We start from the raw sequence: 23,252 nt of genomic DNA on the forward strand, positions 1-23,252 counted from the left end.
TTTTCAGTAACACCGCAAATGGCCCGCCCATTAGTACGGGGAGACGTTGAGGAAGAACCGCTGCAGCCAGCCCATCGTCTGCGCTTCATTGATGTAGCCGTTGCCGACATACTCGATGCGCGCGTCCGCCACCTGCGTTGAGGTGACCGAGTTGCTACCGCTGATGGTGCGCGGGTTAACCACCCCGGAGAAGCGAATGAATTCGGTGCCCTGGTTAATGGCGATCTGTTTTTCCCCCACCACGTGCAGGTTGCCGTTGCTCAGTACCTGATTAACGGTGACGGTAATGGTGCCGTTGAAGGTGTTATTGGCATTCGCCCCGCCTTTGCCGCCGAAACTGTTATCGCCGGAAATATCCATATCGGCGCGGGCGTTGCCCAACAGGCCGTCTAAGTAGCGCGGCGCGGTGGCGACGCCAAACTTGCTGGAACCGTTACGGCTGGCATTGGCGGAAGAACTCTTGCTGGCGCTGACGTTTTCCTGCAGCACGATGGTTAGCGTGTCGCCAACGTTGCGCGGGCGGCGGTCTTCAAACAGCGGCTGATAGCCGTAGTTCATCGGCTGCGCGGCCTGAAAAATAGAGCCGTTCGGTACCGGCGCGGTCGGCGGCGCGGGCTGCGCCGAGGTCGAGCCATCGACCAACGGTTTATGCGGAATGTACGCGCAGCCGCTCAGCGTCAGCATCACCATGCCCGCCAGCAAGCGTTGTCCCTGGCGCGGCAGGGTGGCCATCGAATGTGTGGTTACCACGGGGTATCGCCTTTGTTACACCAAAAAAGCGACGGGCGCGGCAGGCGACGCCCGTCATCAAAGATTACAGCTGGGTCAGCTTCTGCAGCATCTGATCCGACGTCGAAACCGCTTTGCTGTTGATCTCATAGGCGCGCTGGGTCTGGATCATGTTGACCAACTCTTCCGCCACGTTGACGTTAGAGGTCTCGACATAACCCTGGTAGAGCATGCCGGCGCCGTTCAGGCCCGGCGTGCTCTCATTCGGCGCGCCGGAGCTCTCCGTTTCCTGGTACAGGTTCTCGCCCACGCTTTCGAGGCCGCTGTCGTTAATAAAGGTGGTTAACGTCAGTTGCCCGACCTGCTGGGCGGCGGTCTGCCCCTGCTGGGTGACGCTCACGATGCCATCGCGGGCGATGGTAATGGTCAACGCGTTGGCCGGAATAGTGATCGCCGGCTGCACCTGGAAGCCGCTGGCGGTCACCAGCTGGCCGTTCTGATCGATCTGGAACGAGCCGTCGCGGGTGTAGGCCTGGCTGCCGTCCGGCAGCAGCACCTGGAAGAAGCCCTGGCCTTTTATCGCCACGTCTTTGCTGTTGTTGGTCTGCGACAGGTTGCCCTGGCTATGCAGACGCTCGGTGGCGACCGGGCGCACGCCGGTACCGATCTGCAGGCCGGAAGGCAGCGTGGTCTGTTCGGAGGACTGTGCCCCCGGCTGACGCATGGTCTGATACAGCAGGTCTTCAAAAACCGCGCGCTGGCGTTTAAAACCGTTGGTGCTGACGTTCGCCAGGTTGTTGGCGATCACGTCCATATTGGTCTGCTGCGCATCAAGACCGGTTTTCGCAATCCATAAAGAGGGAATCATTGGTTATTTCCTTTGGCCGCGGGCCGACTGGCTATCAGCTTACTGACAGCAGAGAATTCGCCCGCTGTTCGTTCTCATCCACGCTGTGGATGACCTTCATTTGCATTTCAAAGCGACGGGCGTTGGCGATCATATCGACCATGGTCTCCATCGGCTTGACGTTACTGCCCTCCAGCACGCCCGGCATGACCCGCACCTGCGGGTCGTTGGCCAACTGGTTGCTGCGGCGCTGCTGGGTTTCCGGGGTCAGGCGAAAAAAGCCATCATCGCCGCGCATCACTTCGCGCGCATCGGCTTTCACCAGCTTCAGGCGGCCAATCTGCGCGATGGTGTTCGGCGGGTCGCCGGGATTCAGCGCCGAAATGGTGCCGTCGGCGGCGATAGTGATTTCCGCCGACGGCGGCACCTCAATCGGCCCGCCGTCGCCCTGCAGCGGCATCCCCTGCACCGTTAGTTGACCGTTGGCCGAAACCTGAATGCTACCGTTGCGGGTATAGGCTTCGCCGCCGCCCGGCAGGCTGAGCGCCAGAAAACCGTCCTGCTGCAGCGCCACGTCCAGCGGGCGCCCGGTGTAGTTCAGCGCCCCCTGGCTCATATCGGCGCCCGGCGTCGAGGCCGCCACCAGCGTGCGGGTGGCGAGGCTCGGCCCGTCAACCGGTACCGCGCGCAGCGCGGCGAGCTGGGCCCGAAAGCCCGGCGTCGAGGCGTTGGCGAGATTGTTGGCGGTAATCGACTGCTGCTCCAGCGTCTGGCGCGCGGCGCCCATCGCGGTATAAATCGCGTGATCCATAACTCAGTTCCGTTAGCGCAGGCTGACCAGCGTCTGCAGGATCGAATCCTGCGTCTTGATGGTCTGGGCGTTGGACTGATAGTTACGCTGGGCGACGATCATGTTCACCAGCTCCTGGCTCAGGTCGACGTTGGACGACTCCAGCGCGCCGCTGGTCAGCTTGCCAAAACCGCCGCCGCCGGAGAGTCCTACGCGTGGCTGACCGGACGCGCCGGTCTCCTGCCAGACATTATCGCCCTGCGACGCCAGCCCTTCCGGGTTGGAGAAGTTGGCCATCACAATCTGCCCCAGGACCTGGGTCTGCTGGTTGGAGTAGATACCGACGACGGTACCGTCATCGTTAATCTGGAAGTTGGTGTATTCGCCGGCGGCATAACCATCCTGCGCCACTTTACTCACCGAATCGCTACCGACGTTCTGCTGCATACTACCGGCGAAGCTAAGCGTGAAGTTCTGCGCCGGGGCGCCGTCTTTCGCGCTCATCGGAATGGTCATGCTGAACTCGCCCGCCTGACCGTTAACGCTGACCAGGTTGCCGCTGGTATTGAACTCCATGGTGCCCGCGCTGACCGCAGCCGCGCTGCCGTCCTGGGTATAGACCTGCCATTTGTTATCGTCGGTTTTCACGAAATAGGCGTTGATGTTGTGGGCGTTACCCAGCGAATCGTAGGCGGTGATGGTGTTGACGTAGTTGTAGCTGTCCTGCTTCGCCGGATCGAAGGTTTTGTTCTCCGGCACTTTATGCGTCGACTTGAGGTTGACGACCATTTCGCCGGAAGTCGATGCTTTGGCGTTCATCATCCCTTCGGGAATGCTCAGCGGTAACGGGTTGGCGCCCTGCTGAATGGTCGGCGGCGTGCCGGCGGCCGGATATCCGGTCAGCTGCAGCCCCTGCATATTGGTCAGATTACGGTTTTCGTCCAGCTTAAACTGGCCGTTGCGGGTATAGAAAATACCGCCGTCTTTATCCTGCATGCGGAAGAAACCGTTGCCGTTAATCGCCACATCCAGCGCGCGGCTGGTGCCGGTAGTGGTGCCGCCTTTAAAGTTCTGGGTGATTCCGGAGACTTTAACCCCCAGTCCGACCTGCGAACCGGCGAACATATCGGCAAACGACACGCTGCCGGATTTGAAACCCGCAGTCGCGGAGTTAGCGATATTGTTGCCAATCACGTCGAGATTGGTGGCCGCCGCATTTAAGCCGCTGACTGCCTGAGAAAAGGCCATGTTACTCTCCAAATATTGAGGATATCGATAAAATCAGGTGCGAATTACAGGATCTGCCGCACTTCTTCGAGACTGGCGTTACCGGCAAGGCCAAGATCCAGCTTCGCGCCGTTGCTGTCGTTAATCACGCCGTTAACCATGCCGAAATGTAGGCTGCGCGCCACCAGCTGCTCGCCGTTGCCCTTGGCGTTAATCGCCACTTTATAGGCGCCGTCCGGCGCGGCGGTACCATCATCCAGCGAGCCGTCCCAGGTAAAGGCGTGCACCCCGGCGGTGAGGCCGCCAATCTCAATGGTCCGCACCACCTGGCCGTTGGCGTTGGTAATGGTTGCCGTGACCTGATCGGCGGCGCGCTCCAGTTCGACGCCAAACGGCGTGGTGCTGACCTGGCCTTCTTTGCTGCCGACCAGAATGTTATTACCCGGTACCATCACGCCGTGGCCGATCAGCGCGCTGGCCTGCAGCGACTGGTTGCTGTTGATCTGCCCGGAGATCGCGCCAAGGGTGGTGTTGAGTTTTTCGATGCCCTGTACGGTATTAATCTGCGCCAGCTGCGAGGTCAGCTCGTTGTTCTGCATCGGGTTGGTCGGGTCTTGATTTTTCAACTGCGCCACCAGCAGCGTCAGGAAGCTGTTATGCAGATCCTGGCTGGTGCTGCTTTTGCTGGCGGAATCAAGAACCGCGTTATTGGTCGATTCATTGGTGGTTGCGGCGATAGCCATCGGGATCTCCGGTTACTGACCCAGCGTCAGGGTTTTCATCATCATCGACTTAGTGGTGTTGAGCACTTCGACGTTGGCCTGATAGCTGCGGGAGGCGGAGATGGTGTTAACCATTTCGCTCACCACATCGACATTCGGCATCCGCACGTAGCCCTTAGCATCGGCCAGCGGATTACCCGGTTGATAAACCATCCGCGCGGGCGCCGGATCGTCAACCACCTGTGAGACGCGCACGCCGCCGGTCTGCTGCCCTGGCGCCGCGGCCACTTCGAACACCACCTGCTTCGCGCGATAGGGTTCGCCATCCGGGCCGGTGACGCTATCGGCGTTGGCCATATTGCTGGCGCTGACGTTCATCCGCTGCGACTGGGCCGAGAGCGCCGAGCCGGAGATATCAAAAATATTGAGTAAAGACATTCGCCTTATCCTTGTTGCAGCACCGACATCATCCCTTTGATCTGACCGTTGAGCAGCGTCAGGTCGGTCTGATATTTCAGGCTGTTGTCAGCGAAGTTGGTGCGTTCGCGATCCATGTCCACCGTGTTGCCGTCCATCGACGGCTGGTCCGGCACCCGAAACAGCAGATCCAGCTCCGGTGGCTGCATGGTTTGCGCCGGAATATGACGCGCCGCCGTCAGGTTCAGCGCCATGCCGTTGCCGTTTACCCGCCCCTGTTGCAGGACTTTATTCAGTTGGCTGGCGAAATCGATATCCCGCGCCTGATAGCCCGGCGTGTCTGCGTTGGCGATATTGGCGGCCAGTATTTCCTGGCGCTGGGCGCGCAGGTTCAGCGCCTCCTGGCCAAAACGCAGAGCAGCGTCCAGTTTGTCGAGCATGCTCCCTCCGCAAGGTTAGAATTTGGAGCCGACAGCATAAACGCCCCCTGCGCCAACCTATCGCGGGAATAGGGGCAAAATGGAGCGCTATTTATCTGTTTAGTCCCTCAGGGCAGCCGTTACACTTAACCCCTTTCCGGGTGGCGTGAGGGGAACGCGATGAAAAGTAAAATCCTGCTGGTCGGTCTGCTGTGCAGCCTGAACGCCCGCGCCGACACGCTGGCGACGCAAATCGAAAGCTTCATTAAAAGTAAATTCAACGATAATGCCGTGCAGGTGAAAGTGCTGGTGCGCACGCCGCCCGCCCAGTGGCCGCCGTGTGAATTACCGCAGCTGTCGCTGGCGCCCAATGCGCGAATCGGCGGCAATATCAGCGTTTCCGCCCGCTGCGGACAGGAGCGGCGGTTTATTCAGACCCAGGTGCAGGTATTTGGCCGTTATCTGACGGCGGCGCGCGGTATTAGCGGCGGAACGCCGCTGACCCCGGCGGATGTGGTGCTAAAATCAGGCAGGCTCGATACCCTGCCGCCGCGTACGCTGACCGACAGCAAGAAAGCGCTGGGCGCCGTGACGCTGCGGAATATCAGCCCAGGGCAACCGCTGACGCTGTCGATGCTGCGTCGCGCGTGGGTGATTAAAGCCGGTCAGCCGGTGCAGGTCATGGCCGAGGGCGACGGCTTTAGTATCAGCGGTTCCGGTAAGGCGATGAATAACGCGGCGGCCGAAGATAGCGTGCGCGTGCGCATGGTTTCCGGCAAAATCGTCAGCGGTATCGCCGGGGAGGATGGATCCATTCGTATTACGTTATAAAAAAGTAAAGGTTTGCCAGCCCCTGCCGATAACCCCATTAGAAACCCATTTTGGAGATGGACCATGAGTATCGATCGCACCCAGCGGTTACAGCCGGTTTCCACGGTGCAGCCGCGTGAAACCCCGGCCGACAACCCGCTTCAGCCGCGTAAGGCCGCCGTGGCGGAAACCGCCGTTAGCGCCACCAAAGTGAAACTGAGCGATGCGCAGGCGCGGCTGATGCAGCCAGGCACCCAGGATATTGATATGAACCGGGTTGAGGCCATCAAACAGGCGATTCGCAGCGGCGAACTGAAAATGGACGCGGGCAAAATCGCCGACGCCCTGCTGCAGGATGCGCACAACGATATCCAGCGCCTTGCCGGTAGCAAAACAGATAAGGCCTGATGATGGACAGATTACGCACTCTGCTGGATAAACTGGCGGAAACCCTGCGGACGCTGGATGACGTGCTGGCGCAAGAGCAACAGTTGCTATGTGCGGATGAACTGCCCGGCGTGGCGCTGCAGCGCATCACCGATAGCAAGAGCCAGCTGCTGGCGACGGTGGCCTGGCTTGAGCAACAGCGCCCGACGCTGGAAGCCAACCTTGCGCTACGCGCGCCTTACCCCGGCCATGAAAGCTTCGGCGAACGCTGGCGGCAGATCCAGCAGTTAAGCCAGAGCCTACGTGAAAAGAATCAGCATAACGGTCTGTTGCTCAATCAACAGATCGCCCATAACCAGCAGGCGCTGGCAATTCTTAGCCAGAATAATAAATCGCTGTACGGGCCGGATGGCCAGTCGCGCGCCGCGAGTCTGCTGGGCCGTAAAATCGGCGTCTGAACGCCTTTCTCTGTATTTTCCCCGCTGGTGACGATTACCCGTAGCGCCGTTTTTTGTCAGGTGGCGCTACGCTTACCTGACCTACGCCGGCATGTGATCTGTAGGCCCGCGCAAGCGTAGCGCCGCCGGGCAATAACCGCGGGTAACGAGCCATTTTCGCGCCGGATGGCGGCTGCGCCTTATCCGGCCTACGATCCGTGCTATTGAGACGTTCCCGGATGGCCGGGGCAGCCCGCATGGATGCGGGCTGAGGGCCGTGTTTTGCACGGATAATGAGATGGACGCTCCAGATTTTACGGTATCAAAGTACCAGACTGGATCGTTGCAATACGTCCTAAAAAATGAGGAGCGTCCACATGAAAGTATCAACTCTTGGTATCGACCTGGCAAAGAACGTTTTTCAGCTTCATGGCGTCGATCACGAAGGTCATACTATTTTGCGTAAAAAGCTCACCCGGGCTAAGTTTGTTCAATTTGTTATTCAACTGGAGCCTTGTCTGATTGGCATGGAAGCCTGCTCATCCAGTCATCATTTCGCGCGACTATTCACCCGCTATGGTCATGAGGTAAAACTCATCCCTCCGCAGTATGTAAAGCCTTATGTGAAAACGAACAAGACGGATGCAGCAGACGCTGAAGCTATCTGCGAAGCGGTCACCCGCCCGAATATGCGTTTTGTACAGATAAAAACCGAAGAGCAGCAGGCCGTTTTAGCGTTACACACTGAACGGGGAATACTTATCCGTGAGCGGATCGCCTGTTCCAATAGTTTAAGAGCCACACTTGCTGAGTTTGGTATTACGATTGCGGCCGGACAAAGCCATTTAACCCATGAGCTGCCAGCCATTCTGGAGGACGACGAAAATGGTTTATCTCCCTTCGTCAGAACCAGCATCTACAGACAGTCTAAACATATCCGGGAACTTGAGGAGCAAGTTAAACAGGTAGAACAAGCTCTGGCCTCCTGGTACAGAACGCAGGAAGCCTGCCAGAGAATGGCCAAAATCCCGGGGGTTGGTATGTTAACGGCCACTTATGTGATAGCGGCAGTGGGTAATGCCCGACAATTCAGTACTGCAAAGCAGTTCGCTTCATGGCTGGGGCTGACACCAAAGGAACATTCCAGCGGCGGGAAACAGCAACTGGGAGGGATCAGCAAACGTGGAGATGGATATTTCCGATACCTGCTGGTTCACGGCGCACGCGCACTTACCGCCTGGGTCAACCGGAACGGCGCGGTTGAGAAGAATGCCTGGCTTCAGGGACTACTTGAGCGGAAGCACTGCAATGTAGCTGTTGTCGCCATGGCGGCAAAAACAGCCAGGATCATGTGGTCAATGTTGACACACAATACTGAATATCAGCCTCGTCAGCTCGCCTGACACAAGGTCAGTCAATCTGACGAGGTGCTGAAAAAGAGTTAACGTCCTGGTAGGTGCAGGTGACTTCAGAAGATGGCAAAACAGGTAAGACCGCAGGCAGGATACACCGAGAGGTAGCAAGGGCAAGTCAGCTCGCACAGGATGATTGGTACCTGCCTGGCGGATTTCATCATGGTTCGGGATAAAGAAATCCCATCAGAAACCGGATATATGGCTGCACCTACCCGTTTTATTACTGAACTGAAGAAAGCATTGCATTCCGGGAGCGCAATGTGCTCTGTATTAATACAAAACTTTTCCCCACAACTACTGATAATTAACGATAACCTGATTGGCAATCGCCCGCAGCGGCGGGTTTAACGGCCCGCGGGTCTGTACGGAATAGACAAAACGCAGCGGCCCTTCTGCCGCCTCGCCGGCCAACGCGTGGCTGGTGCCGCTGGCGCTGGTCAGCGGAATACAGCGATTCAGGCTACACAAATGCACCTGCAGCCCCGCCGGCTCCGCTGACAGCAGACGATAGCGCCAGCTAACGGTCTCGATGCGCGCATTGCCGCCAGGCAGCGTATTGGGCGGCAGCAGCGCGGCGGAAGAATCACTCATCCCGCCCTGTTCAAGAGTGACGCCGGGCCCTTCGGCAATCCATGAGCCCGACGCCGCGCCGGCGGCAACCGGCAATAAAAGGCACAATAAAGGAAGATAGCGCGTCATCAGGCCGCTCCAATGGTTGAGGTCATGCGAATCTGGCGATCGTCGTTGATCTCCAGGTTGGAAAGCACCGCCATCTGCGGCAGGCTACGACGCAGGAAACGCGCCAGCAGCGGGCGCAGCGCGTGGTTAACCAACAGCACCGGCGGCGCGCTAAGCATCTCCTGGCGCTGCAGCGCCTGCCGCGCCTGCTCCAGCAGGCGGTCGGCAAGCCCCGGTTCGAGACCGCCGCCTCCCTGCAGCGCCTGTAGCAGCAGTCGTTCCAGTTGGGTATCCAGACCGATAACCTGAATTTCACCATTGCCGGGGAACCACTGCTGGGCAATCGCCCGCCCCAGCGCCACGCGCACGACGGTGGTCAGCTCGTAGGGATCGCTTTGCGTCGGCGCATGCTCCGCCAGCGTCTCGATAATGGTACGCATATCGCGGATCGATACCCGCTCGGCCAGCAGATTCTGCAACACCTTATGCAACGTGGTCAGCGACACCACGCCCGGTACGAAATCTTCGGTCAGCTTCGGCATCTCCTGCGACACGCGATCGAGCAGTTGCTGCGTCTCCTGGCGGCCAAACAGTTCGCTGGCGAACTGGCCGATGAGATGGTTGAGATGGGTCGCCACCACCGTACTGGCCTCCACTACCGTATAGCCCTGGATTTGCGCCTGCTCGCGCAACGCGCTATCGATCCACACCGCCTCCAGACCGAAGGCCGGATCGATGGTTTTATCCCCCGCCAGCTCACCTATAGCGTTGCCGGGGTTAATCGCCAGCCAGCGCCCCGGCTGCGCTTCGCCGCTGCCGATTTCCACTCCTTTCATCAGAATGCGGTAGCGGGCGGGCGCCAGTTCAAGGTTATCGCGAATATGTACCACCGGCGGCAGATAGCCCATCTCCTGGGCGAATTTCTTGCGGATCCCGCGGATACGCCCCAACAGCTCGCCATTTTGCTGAAAATCGACCATCGGGATCAGCCGGTAGCCCACTTCCATGCCCAGCGGATCTTCCAACTGGACATCAGCCCAGCTGGCTTCCGCGGCCTGGGTATTCTCCTGCACGATGGGTTCGTCGGCGGCTTTCGGCGTCTGTTTTTCGCGCCCGCGCAGCCACCAGGCCAGCCCGAGCAGCGCGGCGGTAAACAGCAGGAAAACCAGGTTCGGCATCCCCGGCACCAGCCCCAGCAGCCCAAGTACCGCGGCACACAGCAGCATGACCTTTGGGTTATTGAATAACTGGCCGACCATCTGTTCGCCGACATCCTGATCGGTCGCCACCCGGGTCACGATGACCCCGGCGGCGGTAGAGATCACCAGCGCCGGGATTTGCGCCACCAGCCCGTCGCCGATGGTCAGCAAGGTGTAGCTTTCCGCCGCCGCGCCCAGCTCCATACCGTGCTGCACCACGCCGACCAGCAGTCCGCCGACCACGTTAATCACCATAATCATTAGCCCGGCGATGGCATCACCGCGGACAAACTTGCTGGCGCCGTCCATCGAACCGTAGAAATCGGCTTCCTGCGTGACTTCAGCGCGACGTTTTTTCGCCTCGTCTTCGCCGATAAGCCCGGCGTTCATGTCGGCATCGATCGCCATTTGCTTACCCGGCATGCCGTCGAGCACGAAACGCGCCCCCACTTCGGCGATACGCCCGGCGCCTTTGGTGATAACCATGAAGTTGATCAACACGAGGATAATAAACACCACGATACCGATGGCGAAATTACCGCCGACCAGGAAGTGGCCGAAGGCCTCCACGACCCGTCCCGCGGCGGCGGCCCCGGAGTGCCCTTCCATCAAAATGATGCGCGTCGAGGCGACGTTGAGCGACAGGCGCAGCAGCGTCGAGAACAGCAGAATGGTTGGAAACGCGGCGAAGTCCAGCGTGCGCTGGGTAAACATCGCCACCAGCAGCACCATGATCGACAATGCGATATTGAAGGTGAAAAGCAGGTCGAGAATAAACGCCGGCAGCGGCAGCACCATCATCGACAAAATCAGCAGGATCAAGATTGGGCCGGCCAGCACCTGCCATTGTGTATCTTTAATATTCCCCGGCAAACGCAGCAGGGAGGCCAAATTAGCCATCAGAGTCACTCTCTTTTGCAAAATCCAGTGCTTCCGGCACCGGTAAACGTTGAGGTTTTTTCGGGATCAAGCCGCCCTCGCGCCGCCAGCGGCGCAGTTGATAAACCCAGGCCAGCACTTCGGCGACCGCGGCATAGAGGGTGGCGGGAATATGCTGGCCGATCTCGCTATGGCGATAGAGCGCGCGGGCCAGCGGCGGCGCTTCGAGCATCGGGATACGGTGTTGCGCCCCCAGTTCGCGAATGCGCAGCGCAATCTCCCCCGCCCCTTTAGCCAACACCTTCGGCGCGCTCATTTTTTTATCGTTGTACTGCAACGCCACGGCATAGTGGGTCGGGTTAGTGACGATCACGTCCGCTTTCGGCACATCGGCCATCATCCGCCGCTGGGCAATCGCCCGCTGCTGCTGGCGGATCCGTCCTTTAACGTGGGGGTCGCCTTCCTGGTCTTTGAATTCGTCGCGGATATCCTGTTTGGTCATCTTCAGCTTTTTGAAGTGGCTCCACAGCTGATAAAAAACGTCAAACGCCACCATCGGCGTCAACCCGAGCACCACCAGAAAACCGCAGTAGAGGATCATCTGTAGCGCATTAGCCAACGCGTCGAGCGGCTGTTGGGTCATCAGATGCAGCATCGCCGCCCAGTTGTGCCACAGGTACAGTCCGGTTACCCAGCCGACCAGCGTGGCTTTGAGGATCCCTTTTAACAGCTCCGCCAGCACCTGAGTGGAGAACATACGTTTTAGGCCGGAAAGCGGATTCAGCCGTTTAAGATCGAATTTGAGCGACTTGGTGCTGAATAAAATGCCGCCAAGCAGCATTGGCGCGGCCAGCGCCACCAGCACCATCCCGGCCATTACCGGCAGCAATGCCAGCACCGCCTGACGCAACAGCATTCCCAGCTGGCGCAGCATTTGTTTGTCATTGCTGACCATTCCGTGGTCAAAGTGCAGGCCCTGCGTCAGCATCTCCGCCAGTTGGCGAGTGATATTGCTGCCGGACATCAGGATAATGGCGAGCCCGGCCACCAGCATCAGCACCGAGGTCAGCTCGCGCGATCGCGGGATCTGGCCCTCTTCACGCGCCTTCTCCAACCGGTGGGCGGTGGGGGCCTCGCTTTTTTCCAGATCGCTGTCTTCCGCCAAGCCTGCAGTTCCTGTGTCGGGAGGGTAAAGAATGGCGGTCAGCATGCCAAAAAATTGGCGAAGTCATTGGCGGAACAACGGCGAAAAAGAGGGGTTATTTCACGGATGAGGGAAAGGCGGCAGGGGCGCAGCAACTGCGCCCCGTCATATTCAGAAACCGAGACTATCGAGCAGATCGTCAACCTGCGCCTGGTTGGCGATAACGCCGACGCCGTTCTGATCAAGCTGCGGGCCGTTAAGCAGGCTGTCGTTGGCCCGTTTCTCTTTCACCGGCGGTTCCGGCATGTTTTCCATCAGCACCATCAGCAGCTGCTTTTCAATTTCCTGCACCACATCCATCATGCGCTTGATAACCTGACCGGTCAGGTCCTGGAAATCCTGCGCCATCATGATTTCCATCAGTTGGGCGTTGGTAAAGGATGTATGGCCCGGCACCTGATCCAGATACTCACGGGTGTCGGTCACCAGCGCGCGCGCGTCATCCAGTTCGATCGGATTGGCGAACCACTCATCCCAGCGCGATTTTAGCGCGCTGGCGCCGGACTCCAGTTCGGCCTGGCGCGGCTGCGCCGCCTCCACGCAGCTCAACGCCCGTTCCGCCGCCTGCGCCGTCATGGTGACAACGTAATCAAGGCGGTCGCGGGCATCCGGGATCGCCTCGGCCGCCTGGGCAATCGCCTGATCGAGCCCCAGCTCGCGCATGCTGTCGCGCAGCATGCGGGTGAGCTGGCCGATACGGGAGATTATCTCTCCCGCGGTCGCTGCATCGCTGGCAGGCATTGGAATCTCTCTCATCGCCCTCTCCTTACATGCCCAATTTTTCGAAAATCTTGTTGAGCTTTTCTTCCAGCGTCGCCGCCGTAAAAGGTTTCACCACATAACCGCTGGCGCCTGCCTGCGCGGCGGCAATAATATTTTCTTTTTTCGCTTCCGCCGTCACCATTAGTACCGGCATCGCCGCCAGCGCGGCATCGGCACGAATGGTCTGCAGCAGCTCCAGACCGTCGACGTTGGGCATGTTCCAGTCGGAGACCACGAAATCAAAGCTGCTGGCCCGCAGCTTATTTAGCGCGTCCGCGCCATCTTCCGCCTCTTCAACGTTGTTAAAGCCGAGCTCTTTAAGCAAATTTCTGATGATACGACGCATGGTGGAAAAGTCGTCGACGACCAGAAAACGGAGATTCTTATCTGCCATTACTACCCCTGAACAGTGTCATTTTTAACTCACTTCACACCACGCCGCCGGGACTCCTGGCGGCGTGAATTTAAATTCGCAGCGCCTGGCCGCCGGCTATCTGCGCCAGCATGCGTTGGCTCATGCGCTCCAGTTCAACCACTTCGCTGACCCCGCCGCTGGCGATGGCCTCGCGCGGCATGCCGAACACCACGCAGCTCGCTTCGCTCTGCGCCAGGGTATAGGCCCCGGCGCGATGCATCTCCAGCATCCCCTGCGCGCCGTCGTTGCCCATGCCGGTGAGGATCACCCCCACCGCATTGCGCCCGGCGTGGCGGGCCACCGAGCGAAACAGCACATCCACCGAGGGACGATGGCGATTCACCGCCGGGCCGTCGTGCAGCTTGACCTGATAGTTAGCGCCGCTACGCGCCAGCTCCAGATGGCGATCCCCAGGCGCGATATAGGCGTGTCCCGGCAGCACGCGTTCGCCCTCTTCCGCCTCTTTCACCGTGATTTGGCACAGCTTATTCAGCCGTTCGGCGAACGAGCGGGTAAATCCCGGCGGCATATGCTGGGTGATCAGCAGCGCCGGGCTGGTGGCCGGCAACGGTTGAAGCACCTGACGAATCGCTTCGGTGCCGCCGGTGGAAGCGCCAATGGCGATCAGCTTCTCGCTGCTCAGCAGCGGTCCGTGGCTTAAAATCGCCGGCGGCTGGCCATTGGCACGCTGCGGCAGCCGCGCCCGCGCGGCGGTGCGGATCTTTTCGCCTATCAGTTCGCTGTAGGCCAGCATGCCTTCGCGGATCCCGAGCTGCGGTTTGGTGACGAAATCCACCGCCCCCAGCTCCAGCGCGCGCAGGGTAATTTCCGAACCTTTACCGGTCAGCGACGAAACCATCACCACCGGCATCGGCCGCAGGCGCATCAGCTTTTCGAGGAAATCGAGGCCGTCCATGCGCGGCATTTCGACGTCCAGCGTCAGCACCTGTGGGTTAAATTTTTTGATCAGATCGCGTGCGACCAGCGGGTCCGGGGCCACCGCCACCATCTCCATATCGGCGTGGCCGCTGACGATCTCGGTCATCAGCTGGCGCATCAGGGCCGAATCATCAACACATAACACTCTGATTTTACTCATCACTTCTCCTTGGTCAGCCCATATACGGTCTGTCCACGCAGGTAGAAATCCCGGCTGATCTGGCTGAAATTCTCGGAGTGACCGGCAAACAGCAGCCCCCCCGGTTTAAGCAAGGGGACAAAGCGGCGCAGGATGCGCTCCTGCGTCGGTTTATCGAAATAGATCATCACGTTGCGGCAAAAAATCGCGTCGAACGGCCCCGGCAGCGCCCACTCTGGCGCCAGCAGATTCAGCGGCTGGAAGTTGACCCGCGCCGCCAGTTCCTGACGCACGCGCACCAGCCCCTGATGCGGCCCGGTGCCACGCAGAAAATAACGCTGCATCTGCCCGGCCGTCAGGGTACGCAGATCTTCATGGCGATAAATCCCCGCTTCGGCTTTCTCCAGCACCTGGGTATCAATGTCGCTGGCCCAGACCTGGCAACCGCTGGCGCGCTCCCCCAGCGCATCGCCGAGGGTGATGGCGATGGAGTAAGGTTCTTCGCCGGTCGAAGCGGCGGTACTCCACACGCTATAGCCGCCCGGACGCGAGCGCGCATGCTCCGCCAGAATCGGAAAGTGGTGCGCCTCGCGAAAAAAGGCCGTCAGGTTGGTGGTCAGCGCATTGATAAACGCCTGCCACTCGGCGCTGTGCGGGTCGCTTTCCAGCAGCGCCAGGTAGTCGCCGAAATCATGTATGCCCAGCAGCCGTAAGCGGCGCACCAGCCGGTTGTACACCATCTCGCGCTTATGCGCCGCCAGCACGATCCCGGCACGCTGATAGATAAGCTGGCTGATGCGGCGAAAATGCGCGTCGGAGAGCGGCAGACGCTGGGCCATCTGCGCCAGCGCCGAGCCGCTTTCGCGCGGCGCGGTTGATGTTGTCTGCTTCATGCCGGCTCACCGGCAAAAAACGAGCGGTTTATGCGGTTTGACAATCCAGGGTCTCCTTTACCGTGGATGAGGTTTCCGGCGCGACGAAGTTGTCATCCGCCAGACGGAATACCGCCACTGCATCGGCGAGGGTAATCGCCTGCTCTTCCAGCGCAGCGGCGGCGGAAGCGGATTCCACCACCAGGGCGGCGTTCTGTTGCGTCACCTGATCCATCTGGGTTACCGCCTGCGTAACCTGCTCAATGCCGCGGCTTTGCTCATCGGAGGCGGAGGCGATTTCGCCCATGATGTCGGTGACCCGGGTTACCGAGCGCACGATGTCCTGCATAGTGGCGCCGGAATTTTCCACCAGCACCGAGCCGTGTTTGACGCGGCTGACGGACTCGTCGATCAGCAGCTTAATTTCTTTTGCCGCCTGGGCGCTGCGGCTGGCCAGGTTGCGCACTTCTCCGGCCACCACCGCAAAGCCGCGCCCCTGCTCACCGGCGCGCGCCGCCTCCACCGCCGCGTTGAGCGCCAGAATATTGGTCTGGAAGGCGATGCCGTCGATGACGCTGGTAATCGCGCCGATTTTTTGCGAACTGTTGGCGATGTCGTGCATCGTGGTGACCACATCATCCGCCAGCTCGCCGCCTTTGGCGGCGGTTGAAGAAGCATCACGCGCCAGCTGCGATGCCTGGCGGGCGTTATCGGCATTCTGTTTTACCGTCGCCGTTAGCTGCTCCATACTGGCGGCGGTTTCTTCCAGCGAAGCCGCCTGCTGTTCGGTGCGCGAGGAGAGATCGTTGTTACCTTCTGAAATCTCCTGCAGGCCGATAAGAATCGACTCCGCACCGTCGCGCACCGCGCCGACGGTACCAATCAGCGACTGTTGCATGCGCTGCAGGCTGGCAAATAGCTGGCTGATTTCGTTGCGCCCATAGACCGCAATCGGTGCGGAAAGATCGCCGCTGGCGATACGTTCAAAGTGGCCGCGAATAATATTCAGCGGCTGCACCAGCATGGTTCGCAGCCACCACATCGCGCTGAGGGTGACCACCAAGAGCATCAGCACCGCCCCGGCAACCAACCAGATTGACCAGCCATAGGCCCGCTGGCTGGAGGCGCTGGCTTCATCGGTCGTCGCCTTCGCCAGCTGCAGATATTGCACAAAGTCGGCCTCGAAGCGGTCCTGTATTTTCTGCGTCGGCTGGTCCATAAAGGCCTGCAGGTTGCGATTTTCGAGGAACACGATCAGCTCGCGCAGCGCGCCGCGCAGATTCTCGTAGCTGTCGCGCGTGGCATCGGCCAACTGCTGCTCCTGCTCATCCGCGCGAGGCGTGTCGAGGAACTGGTTAAAGTAGAGATCGGCTTTTTGCAGCGAGCTGCGGGCGCCGCCCATCAGCGCATCCACCTGCTCCTGCGGCACCTTCAGCGCCGCGCGGGTACCGGCGCGGTTAAGGGTATTTCGCGCCTGCAGCAGCGATACCCAGCTCAGGCTAAGCGCATCGCGCTGCTGGCTACTGACGGTAATACGTTCAAGATTGTGGTTGTCGGCGCGCAGCGCGACGTAAGAGAGCCCGGTGCTGATCAATTGCATGATGCAAAAGGAGATCAGCAGCAGGAAAAGACTGGTAGAGATACGGATTCGGTTAAACATAGCAATCTCCTTGGTAGCCGGTCTCGGCCGGCTTACAACGCAAGAGAGGCCGCCGCGTGTAGGGATGCGGCGGCCGGTACCCGTTAGAACGTCTCCCAGTTATCCTGGTAGTCGCTGGCGCTGGTTTTTTTATGCGTAGCGATGGCGGCAGGCGCGGTTTTATTGCTGACCGGCGCTTTATACTCTTCCTGCCCTTCCGACTTCAGACGGAAGACGGCAACCGACTGCGTCAGCAGGCTGGCCTGCTCTTCCAGCGCGGCGGCGGCGGAGGCCGACTCTTCCACCAGCGAGGCGTTCTGCTGGGTGACGCGATCCATTTCCGCTACCGCCTGGCCGACCTGGTCGATGCCGCGGCTCTGCTCATCGGAAGCAGAGGCGATTTCGCCCATGATGTCGGTCACGCGGGTGACCGCATTGACGATATCGCCCATGGTGTCGCCGGCGCTTTCCACCAGCACCGAGCCCATATCCACGCGGTTGACCGAGTCCTCGATCAGCGCTTTGATCTCTTTGGCCGCCTGGGCGCTGCGCTGCGCCAGGTTGCGGACTTCGCCCGCCACGACCGCGAAACCGCGGCCCTGTTCACCGGCGCGCGCCGCTTCTACCGCGGCGTTAAGCGCCAGGATGTTGGTCTGGAAGGCGATACCATCGATAACGCCGGTGATATCGGCAATTTTCTGCGAGCTGCTGGCGATGTCGTGCATGGTTTCCACCACGTTGGCCACCACTTTGCCGCCCTTCTGCGCGGTTTCGGAGGCGCTCAGCGCCAGCTGGCTGGCCTGACGCGCGTTTTCGGCGTTCTGTTTCACCGTCGCCGTCAGCTGTTCCATACTGGCGGCGGTCTCTTCCAGCGATGCCGCCTGCTGTTCGGTGCGCGATGAGAGATCGTTATTCCCGGCGGCGATTTCCGACGCGCCGCTATAGATGGCATCCGCCCCCTGACGCACGCCGCTCACCGTTTCGATAAGCTCGTTCTGCATGTGCTTGAGGCTGGCGGCCAGCACGCCGATTTCATTACGGCTGGTCACCGGGATAGGCTGGGTCAGGTCGCCGGAGGCAATACGTTTGATGTGTTCAATCATGCGGTTCAGCGGGCGTACCAGGATATGGTGGATACCCATCCACACGCCGACGATCGCCGCCAGCACCACGATGATGACCACAATTAAGGTCCAGATCGCCGAGCTATAAGAGCTGTTGCTACCGTCAACGGCGATTTGGTACAGCTTGCCGTTTTGCTGCAGATAGGCGTTATAAGTCTGCTCGAAATCGTCCTGGTATTTTTGCGTCGGCTGGTCGAAGAAGGCGTTGATTTTACCCTCGCCCAGCAGCTGGATAAGCTCCGACAGCGCGCCGTACAGGATGCCATACTGCTGCTTAAGCTTTTCCGTCGCCTGCGGATCCTGACGCGGGTCCTGCGGGATTTTTTCATAGGCGGCATAGTTGCGCTCGGCGCGGGCCAGCTCTTCTTTCGCTTTCGCCAGCAGCTCGTCGATAGTCGCGCCGCTGCCGATTTTGTTGGTATCCATCATGTAGCGGATCCCTGCGCGGTTCAGGGAGTTACGCGCCTGCAGCAGATCGACCCGGCTTTCACTTAGCAGCAACTGCTGCTGACGGATGGTTTGCAGGACGGTGAAGTTCTCTTTATCGCTTTTCAGCGACGAAAAAAACAGACCGCCCGAAATCAGCTGCAATGCGCCAAATAGCACCAGCACTAACAAGAGACTGGTGACGACCTTAATACGATTAAACATGTTTCCCCTTCCTGGAAGCCTGAACGGCCAGGCTTTACGTATGTGACTGAAAGGGTTATCGGCGCGCGGGAGGGGAACTTTATGCCAGGCGGGGACTATTTTTACCGGGCGCGACCGAGCGCGCCCCGTTGCTTAGTGGCTTTTGGCGACGTTATCGACCAGCGCCATCTCTTCGCTGCTGAGCAGCTTTTCGATATCGACGAGAATCAACATGCGTTCGCCGAGCGCGCCAAGACCGGTGAGATACTCGGTCGCCAGCGTTACCGCGAATTCCGGCGCCGGGCGGATCTGTTCAGCGGTGAGCGACAGCACGTCGGAGACGCCGTCGACCACGATCCCCACCACCCGCTGGCCGAAGTTAAGCACGATAACCACCGTGTTTTCATCATAAGAGACGCCCTGCTGGGCGAATTTTACCCGCAGGTCGATAATCGGCACGATCACCCCGCGCAGATTGGTGACGCCTTTGATGAAATCCGGGGTGTTGGCGATACGCGTCACCTGATCATAGCCGCGGATCTCCTGCACTTTCAGAATATCGATGCCGTATTCTTCATTGCCGAGGGTAAAAATTAAAAACTCCTGACCTACCGTTTCGCCAGCCAGTTTGCTGACGGTTGCTAATCCTGCCATGGTCTGCACCTGTTAATTTTATGAGATGAGTCGTTACGCGGCCGCTGCGCTCAGCAGCTTTTCCCGGTTGAGCATTTGCAGCGCCGACACGTCGACGATCAGCGCCACGCTGCCGTCGCCGAGGATCGTCGCCGCGGAAATTCCCGGCACTTTGCGATAATTGCTTTCCAGGTTTTTTACCACTACCTGATGCTGGCCGATCAGCTGATCCACCAATAGCGCATAGCGGCGGCCGGCGCTTTGCAGAATCACCACGATGCCCTGGGTGGCCTCAGTTTTCGCCCCGGCGACATCAAACACCCGGTATAGCTCCACCAGCGGCAGATACTCGCCGCGGACCTGCAGCATCCGCTCGCCGCCGGCCATCGGATGCAGGTCTTCAGCCTGCGGCTGCAGCGATTCCATGACCGCATTGAGCGGCAGAATAAAGACCTCTTCATTGACCTTGACCGACATGCCGTCGAGGATGGCGAGCGTCAGCGGCAGCAAAATACGAATCGAGGTCCCTTTGCCCGCACGGGAATGGATTTCAACGTGACCGCCCATCTCCTGGATATTCCGTTTCACGACGTCCATGCCGACGCCGCGGCCAGAGACGTCGGTCACCTGTTCCGCGGTCGAAAAGCCCGGCGCGAAAATGAGCATTCCGACCTCTTCATCACTCATGCTGTCGCTGACCGCCAGCCCCTGCGCCGCCGCTTTGGCGAGTATTTTTTCACGATTAAGCCCGGCGCCGTCATCGATCACTTCGATGCAGATATTGCCGCCCTGATGTTCAGCGGAAAGAATCAGATTGCCCACCTCAGACTTACCTGCCTCCAGACGGGTTTGCGGATCTTCAATACCGTGGTCGAGGCTATTACGCACCAGGTGGGTCAACGGGTCGATAATGCGCTCGATCAGGCTCTTATCAAGTTCGGTAGAGCTGCCCTGTAGCGTCAGTTCCACCTGCTTATTGAGCTTGCCGGCCAGGTCGCGTACCAGCCGCGGGTAGCGGCTGAATACATATTCCATCGGCATCATGCGAATCGACATCACCGATTCCTGCAGGTCGCGGGCATTACGTTCCAGCTGGCTCATGCTGTTGAGCAGATCGCCATGGGTTACCGGATCCAGATTGCCAGAACGCTGCGCCAGCATTGACTGGGTGATCACCAGTTCGCCGACGAGGTTAATCAACTGGTCAACTTTCTCTACCGCCACGCGAATGCTGGTCGATTCGCTGGCCTTCGCTCTCGGCGCTTTGGGCGGCTCGACGGCAGCAGGTTGCGGCTGGGCGACAGGCGGCGGCACAACTTCGGCCGACGCCAATGGCTTAGCGGCAGTCGTTGGCGGCGTGGTAAAGCTGATTTGTTCCGGCTCAAGGACGAAACAGAGCACCGCGCAGATGTCTTCTTCGCTGGCGGTGGTCAGCAGGGTCACCTCAAGGCTATTGTCAGTTTGCAGCGGATCCTGTACCTCGCCGAGATTGCCAAGCTCTTCCAGCATCAGCGGAATTTCATTGGCTTTTAGCCCGGTTAAGCTTACGCGCATACCGCCGGCGACGGCCGTCGGCGCAGGCTGGGCCACGACGGGCGGCGCGGCTGGCGCGTCCTGCTGCTGTGCTTCCAGCGCCAGCTGCCGCAGCGCCTGGCAGATATAGTCAAAGCTCTCAGCGTCAGGCTGCTGCGAGGTTTTATAGGCGTCCAGTTGCTCCTGCATAATATCTTTGGTTTCCAGAAACAGATTGATAATTTCGGTGCTCAAGCGCATCTCTTCGCGCCGGGCGCCGTCGAGCAGGTTCTCCAGCAGATGGGTGGTTTCCTGCAATACGGAAAAGCCAAACGTCGCCGCGCCGCCTTTGATCGAGTGCGCCGCGCGAAAAATCGCGTTCAGCGGTTCGATATCGGGGGCCTGCGGATCCAGCTCCAGCAGGTGTTGCTCCATGTCTGCCAGCAGCTCGTCTGCTTCATCAAAAAAAGTCTGATAAAAAGCGCTAATATCCATGCTCATGGGGTCACCTCTGGGTGTGAATCACGGTTAACCGGCGCGGGCGCGACCAGCTTTGGCAGCGCATCCGGCTGGCTAATCTCCAGCGCATTGCTTTCGCCATTTTCATGCTCAATGCTCTGCTGGGTCTCTTTGTTAAGCACCAGTACGGTAATGCGGCGGTTGATGGCATCATCAGCGCCGTGCTGTTTCAGACTCATGGTCGCCGCCATACCGACCACCCGCAGCACCTTCCCTTCCGCCAGGCCGCCGGCAATCAGTTCGCGGCGCGAGGCGTTGGCGCGATCCGCCGACAGTTCCCAGTTACTGTAACCGCGTTCGCCGCTGGCATAGGGGATGTCATCGGTGTGGCCGGAGAGGCTTATCTTGTTCGGCAAATCATTGAGGATTGGCGCTATCGCCCGCAGGATATCGCGCATATAGCTTTCCACCTGGGCGCTACCGGTTTTAAACATCGGGCGATTCTGGCTATCGATAATCTGAATGCGCAGTCCTTCGTCCATCATGTTGATCAGCAGATGCGGACGTAGCGCCTTCAGACGCGGGTCTGACTCAATCAACTGATCGAGCTTGTCACGCAGTTTGTTAAGCCGTAGCTCTTCGGCACGTTTATCCGCGGTATTGATCTGTTTGCTGACCAGCCCGACTTCACGGGTCGGGTCTTCGCCGCCGCCGGGGATCGGGCTGCTTTCCGAGCTGCTTTTATCGCCGCTGGTCAGCGCCACTTTCAGCGGCGTGCGAAAATATTCGGCAATCTGCGTCAGCTCCTGCGGGCTGGCGATCGCCAGCAGCCACATGACCAGGAAGAAAGCCATCATCGCCGTCATAAAATCGGCATAGGCAATCTTCCATGAACCGCCGTGATGGGCGGGCTGGTGCGATTTGCGTTTTCTGACCAGTACCACCGGGTGATTATGTTTCATGCTTCTTCGCTTTCCGTCGCCTGCGCGGCGGGCGCTTTCACCTGGCGCACGTGCTCTTCGAGCTCAACAAACGACGGGCGCTCGGTGGTATACAGCGTTTTGCGGCCGAATTCGACGGCGATTTGCGGCGCGTAGCCGTTGAGGCTGGAGAGCAATGTCACCTTGATGCACTGCATCATCTTGACCGTCTCGGCGCTTTTTTGCCGCAGCAGCGTCGACAGCGGCGAGATAAATCCATAGGCCAGAAGAATGCCGAGGAAAGTCCCCACCATCGCGTTGGCGATAAGCGCCCCGAGCTCTGCCGCCGGACGGTCCGCCGAGGCCAGCGCGTGTACCACCCCCATTACCGCCGCGACAATACCAAATGCCGGCAGAGAGTCGCCGACCATCGCCAGGCTGCCGGCGGGCACTTCGCTCTCCTGTTCGAAGGTTTCGATCTCTTCGTCCATCAGCGCTTCAATTTCAAAAGCATTCATGTTGCCGCTCACCATCAGGCGTAAATAATCGGTTATGAACTCCACCAGATGGTTATCGGCAAGGATGCGCGGATAATTAGCGAAAATTTCACTTTCCTGAGGATTATCGATATCGAATTCAAGCGACAGCATTCCCTGTTGACGGGATTTAGCGAGCAGTAGGAACAGCAGCGCCATCAGATCCATATACAGCGCCTTGCTGTATTTGGAGCGACGTACCATTTTGGGCAACGCCCGCAGCGTGGATTTGATGGCCTTTCCGTTGTTGCCGACGATAAACGCGCCGATGCCGGCGCCGCCGATAATCAGAAATTCCGCCGGTTGGTACAGCGCGCCCAGGTGGCCCCCCACCAGTAAATAGCCGCCAAATACCGCTCCCAGGACCACGAGATAACCCAATATCACTAGCACACGCATACCTCAAATTAACAATGTGGATGGCAAGCGAGGCTAACGCGCCCTGGCGTAAACCAGGCGGGGAATGGGGGCGGCATGCCGCCCCTGCGTATTACACGTCGAAAATGGATTGC

At 59.4% G+C, this 23,252-nt stretch carries 24 protein-coding genes; 4 read left to right on the top strand and 20 right to left on the bottom strand.

What is annotated here, in order from left to right; all coding sequences use genetic code 11:
- Positions 1-30: 30 nt before the first annotated feature.
- From flgH to flgB, 7 genes are all read right to left on the bottom strand, one after another.
- Positions 31-732: a flagellar basal body L-ring protein FlgH gene (gene flgH / locus PGR23_RS08070; RefSeq protein WP_015367324.1), complete on the bottom strand. Its 702-nt coding sequence runs from the start codon at positions 730-732 to the stop codon at positions 31-33.
- Positions 733-814: 82 nt separating this feature from the next.
- The gene (gene flgG, locus PGR23_RS08075) at positions 815-1,597 is read right to left on the bottom strand and encodes a flagellar basal-body rod protein FlgG (RefSeq protein ID WP_015367325.1); all 783 of its coding nucleotides are present in this window, start codon (positions 1,595-1,597) and stop codon (positions 815-817) included.
- 34 nt (positions 1,598-1,631) lie between these two features.
- Entirely contained in the window at positions 1,632-2,387 is a 756-nt protein-coding gene (locus tag PGR23_RS08080) for a flagellar basal body rod protein FlgF (RefSeq protein WP_396279780.1), read from the bottom strand.
- Between the two features lie 12 nt (positions 2,388-2,399).
- Positions 2,400-3,614 carry a flagellar hook protein FlgE gene (flgE, locus tag PGR23_RS08085; RefSeq protein WP_396279781.1) on the bottom strand — a complete coding sequence of 405 codons (1,215 nt, stop codon included), beginning with the start codon at positions 3,612-3,614 and terminating at the stop codon, positions 2,400-2,402.
- 44 nt (positions 3,615-3,658) lie between these two features.
- Entirely contained in the window at positions 3,659-4,336 is a 678-nt protein-coding gene (gene flgD / locus PGR23_RS08090; protein ID WP_015367328.1) for a flagellar hook assembly protein FlgD, read from the bottom strand.
- A gap of 12 nt (positions 4,337-4,348) precedes the next feature.
- Positions 4,349-4,753 (bottom strand): flagellar basal body rod protein FlgC, encoded by a 405-nt coding sequence (gene flgC / locus PGR23_RS08095; protein WP_015367329.1) that lies wholly within the window; start codon positions 4,751-4,753, stop codon positions 4,349-4,351.
- A gap of 5 nt (positions 4,754-4,758) precedes the next feature.
- Entirely contained in the window at positions 4,759-5,172 is a 414-nt protein-coding gene (gene flgB / locus PGR23_RS08100) for a flagellar basal body rod protein FlgB (protein WP_015367330.1), read from the bottom strand.
- Positions 5,173-5,331: 159 nt separating this feature from the next.
- Here flgB and flgA point away from each other — a divergent pair, with 159 nt between their 5' ends.
- The 4 genes from flgA to PGR23_RS08120 all read left to right on the top strand — a co-directional run bounded on the left by flgA (position 5,332) and on the right by PGR23_RS08120 (position 8,188).
- Positions 5,332-5,982 (top strand): flagellar basal body P-ring formation chaperone FlgA, encoded by a 651-nt coding sequence (flgA, locus tag PGR23_RS08105; protein WP_430915619.1) that lies wholly within the window; start codon positions 5,332-5,334, stop codon positions 5,980-5,982.
- A gap of 63 nt (positions 5,983-6,045) precedes the next feature.
- Positions 6,046-6,369, top strand: coding sequence for a flagellar biosynthesis anti-sigma factor FlgM (gene flgM / locus PGR23_RS08110; protein ID WP_045397841.1), 324 nt, complete (start codon positions 6,046-6,048; stop codon positions 6,367-6,369).
- Positions 6,370-6,371: 2 nt separating this feature from the next.
- Entirely contained in the window at positions 6,372-6,806 is a 435-nt protein-coding gene (locus PGR23_RS08115; RefSeq protein ID WP_315712748.1) for a flagella synthesis protein FlgN, read from the top strand.
- A gap of 356 nt (positions 6,807-7,162) precedes the next feature.
- Complete coding sequence (locus PGR23_RS08120) at positions 7,163-8,188, top strand: IS110 family transposase (RefSeq protein WP_045398393.1); 1,026 nt, start codon at positions 7,163-7,165, stop codon at positions 8,186-8,188.
- Positions 8,189-8,494: 306 nt separating this feature from the next.
- Here PGR23_RS08120 and PGR23_RS08125 read toward each other — a convergent pair whose 3' ends face one another.
- The 13 genes from PGR23_RS08125 to motA form a co-directional block, all read right to left on the bottom strand.
- On the bottom strand, positions 8,495-8,899 hold the full coding sequence (locus tag PGR23_RS08125) for a flagellar protein FlhE (protein ID WP_047065474.1): 405 nt from the start codon (positions 8,897-8,899) through the stop codon (positions 8,495-8,497).
- Complete coding sequence (gene flhA / locus PGR23_RS08130; protein WP_396279783.1) at positions 8,899-10,977, bottom strand: flagellar biosynthesis protein FlhA; 2,079 nt, start codon at positions 10,975-10,977, stop codon at positions 8,899-8,901. The genes PGR23_RS08125 and flhA overlap by 1 nt, the downstream gene beginning before the upstream one ends.
- Complete coding sequence (flhB, locus tag PGR23_RS08135; protein ID WP_380377105.1) at positions 10,970-12,121, bottom strand: flagellar biosynthesis protein FlhB; 1,152 nt, start codon at positions 12,119-12,121, stop codon at positions 10,970-10,972. The genes flhA and flhB overlap by 8 nt, the downstream gene beginning before the upstream one ends.
- A 150-nt stretch (positions 12,122-12,271) precedes the next feature.
- Entirely contained in the window at positions 12,272-12,916 is a 645-nt protein-coding gene (gene cheZ, locus PGR23_RS08140) for a protein phosphatase CheZ (RefSeq protein ID WP_015367337.1), read from the bottom strand.
- A 10-nt stretch (positions 12,917-12,926) separates the two neighbouring features.
- On the bottom strand, positions 12,927-13,316 hold the full coding sequence (gene cheY / locus PGR23_RS08145; protein WP_015367338.1) for a chemotaxis response regulator CheY: 390 nt from the start codon (positions 13,314-13,316) through the stop codon (positions 12,927-12,929).
- Between the two features lie 70 nt (positions 13,317-13,386).
- Positions 13,387-14,436: a protein-glutamate methylesterase/protein-glutamine glutaminase gene (locus tag PGR23_RS08150; protein WP_316422526.1), complete on the bottom strand. Its 1,050-nt coding sequence runs from the start codon at positions 14,434-14,436 to the stop codon at positions 13,387-13,389.
- Positions 14,436-15,308 carry a protein-glutamate O-methyltransferase CheR gene (gene cheR, locus PGR23_RS08155; RefSeq protein WP_047043697.1) on the bottom strand — a complete coding sequence of 291 codons (873 nt, stop codon included), beginning with the start codon at positions 15,306-15,308 and terminating at the stop codon, positions 14,436-14,438. Before cheR ends, PGR23_RS08150 begins: the two co-directional genes overlap by 1 nt.
- 28 nt (positions 15,309-15,336) lie before the next feature.
- Entirely contained in the window at positions 15,337-16,947 is a 1,611-nt protein-coding gene (locus PGR23_RS08160; RefSeq protein WP_049060369.1) for a methyl-accepting chemotaxis protein, read from the bottom strand.
- A gap of 83 nt (positions 16,948-17,030) precedes the next feature.
- A complete protein-coding gene (locus tag PGR23_RS08165; protein ID WP_047065481.1) occupies positions 17,031-18,701 on the bottom strand; it encodes a methyl-accepting chemotaxis protein in 1,671 nt (556 codons plus the stop codon).
- Between the two features lie 132 nt (positions 18,702-18,833).
- A complete protein-coding gene (gene cheW, locus PGR23_RS08170) occupies positions 18,834-19,334 on the bottom strand; it encodes a chemotaxis protein CheW (protein ID WP_015367343.1) in 501 nt (166 codons plus the stop codon).
- Positions 19,335-19,367: 33 nt separating this feature from the next.
- Complete coding sequence (gene cheA / locus PGR23_RS08175; protein WP_396279784.1) at positions 19,368-21,326, bottom strand: chemotaxis protein CheA; 1,959 nt, start codon at positions 21,324-21,326, stop codon at positions 19,368-19,370.
- On the bottom strand, positions 21,323-22,246 hold the full coding sequence (motB, locus tag PGR23_RS08180; protein ID WP_042892855.1) for a flagellar motor protein MotB: 924 nt from the start codon (positions 22,244-22,246) through the stop codon (positions 21,323-21,325). The genes cheA and motB overlap by 4 nt, the downstream gene beginning before the upstream one ends.
- Positions 22,243-23,133: a flagellar motor stator protein MotA gene (gene motA / locus PGR23_RS08185; RefSeq protein WP_015704927.1), complete on the bottom strand. Its 891-nt coding sequence runs from the start codon at positions 23,131-23,133 to the stop codon at positions 22,243-22,245. The genes motB and motA overlap by 4 nt, the downstream gene beginning before the upstream one ends.
- Positions 23,134-23,252 lie beyond the last annotated feature (119 nt).

The sequence above is a fragment of the Klebsiella sp. 141162 genome (assembly GCF_050600755.1).
In the GTDB taxonomy this organism is placed as follows: domain Bacteria; phylum Pseudomonadota; class Gammaproteobacteria; order Enterobacterales; family Enterobacteriaceae; genus Klebsiella; species Klebsiella aerogenes.